4 protein-coding genes are annotated in these 4,911 nt (G+C 71.1%); 3 read left to right on the plus strand and 1 reads right to left on the minus strand.

Annotated elements, in window-relative coordinates:
- The first annotated feature begins 918 nt into the window (after positions 1 to 918).
- Positions 919 to 1,509 (plus strand): hemerythrin domain-containing protein, encoded by a 591-nt coding sequence (locus AC08OX_RS14870; protein ID WP_476608359.1) that lies wholly within the window; start codon positions 919 to 921, stop codon positions 1,507 to 1,509.
- A gap of 197 nt (positions 1,510 to 1,706) precedes the next feature.
- On the opposite strand, the gene idi is transcribed toward AC08OX_RS14870, so the two are convergent.
- Entirely contained in the window at positions 1,707 to 2,366 is a 660-nt protein-coding gene (gene idi / locus AC08OX_RS14875; protein ID WP_476608360.1) for an isopentenyl-diphosphate Delta-isomerase, read from the minus strand.
- Positions 2,367 to 2,708: 342 nt separating this feature from the next.
- Here idi and bioB point away from each other — a divergent pair, with 342 nt between their 5' ends.
- Both bioB and AC08OX_RS14885 read left to right on the plus strand, forming a co-directional pair.
- Complete coding sequence (bioB, locus tag AC08OX_RS14880) at positions 2,709 to 3,806, plus strand: biotin synthase BioB (protein ID WP_476608361.1); 1,098 nt, start codon at positions 2,709 to 2,711, stop codon at positions 3,804 to 3,806.
- A gap of 47 nt (positions 3,807 to 3,853) precedes the next feature.
- A partial coding sequence (locus tag AC08OX_RS14885; RefSeq protein ID WP_476608362.1) for a toll/interleukin-1 receptor domain-containing protein occupies positions 3,854 to 4,911 on the plus strand: 1,058 nt, incomplete at its 3' end.

Genomic DNA, 4,911 nt, shown 5'->3' on the forward strand with positions numbered 1-4,911 from the left:
CTTCACCCCCTGCGGTGGGCCGGAAACGTCACGGCGACGGGGACGGAGACGGCGCGTGGCGTCCCACCCGGTCCAGACCTGCCGCGCCGGCCCGTCCGCGGCAGATCCGGACCGGTTGCGGACTTCTCACGACACGCCGTAGACGCTGACCGCTTCTCCTGGTCAGGGCCTCGGCCCGAGTGCCCGTCCCGGGCCCGCAACCGCGGCCTGGTCCGATCATCCGCCGGATGCGGCGGCCCGGCGGCCCGGCGGCCCCGGCGGCCCCGGCGGGGCCAAAGGCCTGGAGATTGCGGGACCTGTGGCCATTGCGGGACCTGTGGCTATGGCCGAAAAGGGGTATCCGTCCGCCCGGCACGGCTGGTCGGATGATCGACCCGAGGCGCATCGTATCGAGCCGGTCCTGCCGACCGAGGGAGCCATTGCCTCCCGGCAACGGCGCCGGCCGAATCCCGCGATGCGAGGGGCATGCCTCGGCCGGTCGCCTTCGGTTCAAGCTTCGGCTCAAGCCTGGACGCCAGGAATTATCACTATACGTGTCTTTGGGAGGGTATCGGCGTTATTCCGTCGTACGCGCCGGTCGGCGTGACCGGTGCGGCGTGACCGGACGGCGCAGGTGCTCCCAGGCATCAACTCACCGTCATCGCGCCGACGGGTTACTAGGAATTATGAGCTACTCATGGGGCCGTTCAGGTGGCTACTTCGTACTGGCCCCAATTGGGGACGTCGGTAGGCGGCGAGCTGCCCCGGCCGGATCGGGGCACTCTCGGTACCCCGATCCGGCCGGGGCAGGTTGACGAGCCCAACGTGTCGGTTGGGCCCCGCCGGTCGGGCGTCCTCGATGCCGCGCGATTTCGAGTGCCCTCTCGGGGCACGCCGACATCGAGGTCTCGATGGGCGGACCGTGATGAGGAGGACATCATGCCGATCAATGACGCTGGGTTCGACGGCGGCCGAGCGGCGCAGTTCTCCCACGACGACGTCGTGGGAGTCCTGCTCGAACAGCACGCCCGCATCCGCGAGCTGTTCGCGGACGTGAAGTCGGCGACGGGCGAGCACAAGCGCCGGGCGTTCGACGAGCTGCGGGCGTTGCTCGCCGCGCACGAGACCGCCGAGGAGATGGTCGTGCGGCCGGTTACGAAGAAGATCGACAGCCGGGTGGCCGAGGCGCGCAACCACGAGGAGGACGAGGCCACCCGCGTGCTGCTGGCGCTGGAGAAGATGGATGTCGGTAGCGCCGAGTTCGATGCGAAGCTGGCGGACTTCGAACGGGCCGTTGTCGACCATGCCGAGCATGAGGAAAACGAGGAGTTCCCCCGGGTGCACGCGGCCCGCGACGCCAGGCAGCTGGAAAGCATGGGCCGTCGGCTTCGGACGGCGGAGAAGTTCGCTCCCACCCATCCGCACCCGTCAGCTGCCGGTTCGACCGCCAAGCAGTGGACGGTAGGTCCGATCGCCTCGGTCATCGACCATGTCCGGGATGCCGTGACGCGGAGGGGTGCCGTGGACTGACGCCGTGCTCCTGCCACCCGCGTCGCGGTGTCGTCGTCGCCACGGACCCCCGGGTCGGGGCCGGCGGCGGACGGTCGCGCGGCGTCCGGGACCATCCGCGGTTCGGTGGCCCCGGGCGTCAGCGCCGGCACGGCAACCCCTCCGGAACAGGATGCCCTCCGGAACAGGACGGAGGGTCGGCTCGCCGGATGGCCGGCTCAGGCGTGGGTTCCGCCGGAGACGAGGGAGAGCGCGGCGGTCAGCGGATGGGCCGCCGCGCTGAACGCCGCCATCTGGTCGACCGACCAGGGGCTTAGCGCCCAGGGCGCGGCGGCGGCCACCCGGCGGTAGTCGTCCCACTCGACCCAGCGCCACTCGACCAGCTCGGCCGGGTCCGGATCCGGGTCCCCGAGCGCCCGCGCCACGTAGACCGGGCAGACCTCGTTCTCCACGAGACCGTCGGCGGCGGTGGCGCGGTAGGCGAAGTCCGGCAGCGCGCAGTGCAGGTCGGTCAACTCCAGGCGGAGTTCCTGGCCTACCCGGCGCTCGACGGCCCGCGCCAGATCCTCGCCTGGGCGGGGATGCCCACAGCAGCTGTTCGTCCACACCCCCGGCCAGGTCCGCTTGTCGAGCGCCCGGCGGGTGACGAGCAGCCTGCCGGACGGGTCGAAAAGGTAGGACGAGAACGCCAGGTGCAGGGGGGTGTCGAGGCCGTGCACGGCGATCCGCGGCGCCGTCCCGCAGGGGCGGCGTTCGGCGTCGAGGAGCACGACCTCGTCGGCGGGCGGGACCGACGCGGTGTCACGCGACACCGTCTGTGGTGACGCCGCGTCACGCGGCACCGTCACGACGTCGGAGTCGGATCCTTGCGGGCTCACTGGTGGGCCTCACTTTCCGGTCGAAGGTCCAGTTTCCACTCGAAGGTCCAGTCGCTGGTTCGGTCGGTGTGGGGTGGGCGCCGGCGACGCTGTCGCCCGACACGCACGCGTCGTTCTCCTCCACCCGGGATCCAGTCGCCACATACCCATCCTCCCCTTCCTGCCCGCCGGCGCCGGTTGGCCACGTCCACGTCCGGGCAACCCCGGCCGTACCCCCGCCCCGGCGTGGGCGATCGCTGGTTCCGATCAAGGCAACGATGAGAGTGTGGACGCGGCGGAAGGACGATCACCCGCAGGTTTCCGCCGCCCGCCAGTGCCCGCCGTGCCAGCAGAGGATCGAGGATGACGGACATGGACCTGTCAGCCACTCTGAACAGCCTTGTCAGCAAGGGGGTGAGTGGTCAGGCTCCGACCCGGGACGAGGCCCTGGCCGTCCTGCGCAGTGACGACGACGATCTCTTGGACGTTGTCGCCGCCGCCTACCGGCTCCGGCGGAGGTACTTCGGCAGGCGTGTCAAGCTGAACTTTCTGGTGAACCTCAAGAGCGGACTCTGTCCGGAGGACTGTTCCTATTGCTCGCAGCGGCTCGGTTCGAACACGGGAATCCTGAAGTACACCTGGCTCAAGCCCGAGGAGGCCGCCGCGACGGCCGGCGCCGGCATCTCGGGCGGTGCCCGCCGGGTGTGCCTGGTCGCGAGCGGCCGCGGGCCGACGGACCGGGACGTCGACCGCGTGGCGGACACGATCGGCGCGATCAAGACCGCGCATCCGGACGTGGAGGTGTGCGCGTGCCTCGGCCTGCTGTCCGACGGGCAGGCCGCACAGCTGCGGGCGGCCGGTGCGGACGCCTACAACCACAACCTGAACACGGCCGGTGAGAAGTACGCAGACATCTGCACGACGCACACCTACAACGACCGGGTCGACACGGTGCAGGAAGCCAGGCACGCCGGCCTCTCACCCTGCTCGGGTATCATCGCCGGCATGGGGGAGAGCGACGAGGACCTCGTCGACGTCGCCTTCGCGCTGCGCGAGCTCGCCCCGGACTCCATCCCGGTCAACTTCCTCATGCCATTCGAGGGCACGCCCCTGGGGGCGGAGTGGAATCTCAACCCCCGGCAGTGCCTGCGCATTCTCGCCATGGTCCGGTTCGTCAACCCCACGGCCGAGGTGCGGCTCTCGGGCGGCCGGGAGATTCATCTCGGCTCGATGCAGCCCCTCGCCCTCTCGGTGGTGAACTCCATCTTCCTCGGTGACTACCTGACCAGTGAGGGTCAGGAGGGCCACCAGGACCTGAAGATGATCGCCGAGGCGGGATTCACGGTGGAAGGCCTCGACACCGACACCGACGCCGAGGCGGCTGTGGCCGTGGGCGCGGGCCTGGAGCGGGTCGCGCTACGTCAGCGTGGTGCCGGCACCGACCTGCCGCCCAACGCCTGATCCCGGCCTTCACCTCTCGACTGGCGGGGCGTCCGGGTGGCCAGCCGATGAACCCGGCTGGCACGGATACCACCCACGACGCCGGGAAGACGGTGGACTTCTTCGTCTCCTACGCCGGCGTCGACCAGGCGTGGGCGGAGTGGATCGCGGACACCCTGGAGAGCGCCGGCCGCCGCGTGCTGCTCGAGGCATGGGACTTCGTCCCCGGGTCGAACTGGCCTGCGCTCGTCCAGGCGGGACTGACCACCGCGGGCCGGCTCCTGGCGGTGCTGACCCCGGCCTATCTCGCCTCGGTCGGCGCGGCGGCGCAGTGGCAGGCGATCTGGGCGGCGGACATGGGCGGGCGGGGACGCCGGCTGATTCCGGTGCAGGTCGAGCCGTGCGAGCCCGGCACGCTCGGCCTGCTCGGCCTGCTCGGCAGCCTCACCTGGATCGACCTGACCGACCTGGCCGGGCCGGGCGCCGCCGCAGCCGCTCGCGCCCGGCTGCTGGACGGGATACGCGCCGCCGTGACAGGGCAGGTGCGGTCGGTCAATCCCACGCCGCTCCCCACCCGCGACACCCGTGACGTGCCCGCGGCGGCGGACGAGTCCGAACGGGCAGCGCGGTATCCGGGTCGGCCCCCGCTCGTGTGGGGGCTGCCGCCGGAACTGGTGCGCAACCCCCGCTTTGTCGGGCGTGCATCCGAACTCGCCGAGCTGCGCGCGCGACTGACGGGCTTCGACCGGGCCGTGCCCGGCCCCGGTTCCCCTGTGCCGGGGGTGCGGGCCCAGGTGGTGCATGGCCTGGGCGGGGTCGGCAAGACGGAGCTCGTCGTGGAGTTCGCCTACCGGTACAGCCACGCCTACGACCTGGTCTGGTGGATCCGCGGCGACAAGATGACGGAGGTCGTCGCCGGCCTCGCCGCCCTCGCGGCCCAGCTGGGACTCGCCCGCGTGGAGGGGGACGAGGCAGCGGCTGCCGCGGCGGCCGAGGCGTTGCGCACCGGTCGACCTCATCGCCGGTGGCTGTTGGTCGTCGACAATGCCGTTATTGGCAATGCCGTCATGGGCAATGCCGTCATGGGCAACAACGCCGGTGCTACCGCCACCAACCCCTACCTGTC

Source organism: Frankia sp. CoBUL1, from assembly GCF_978021245.1.

What these genes read in the sequence shown, in the direction of transcription:
- AC08OX_RS14870 (WP_476608359.1), top strand. Translation starts at nt 919, where the DNA reads ATGCCGATCAATGACGCTGGGTTCGACGGCGGCCGAGCGGCGCAGTTC.
- bioB (WP_476608361.1), top strand. Translation starts at nt 2,709, where the DNA reads ATGACGGACATGGACCTGTCAGCCACTCTGAACAGCCTTGTCAGCAAG.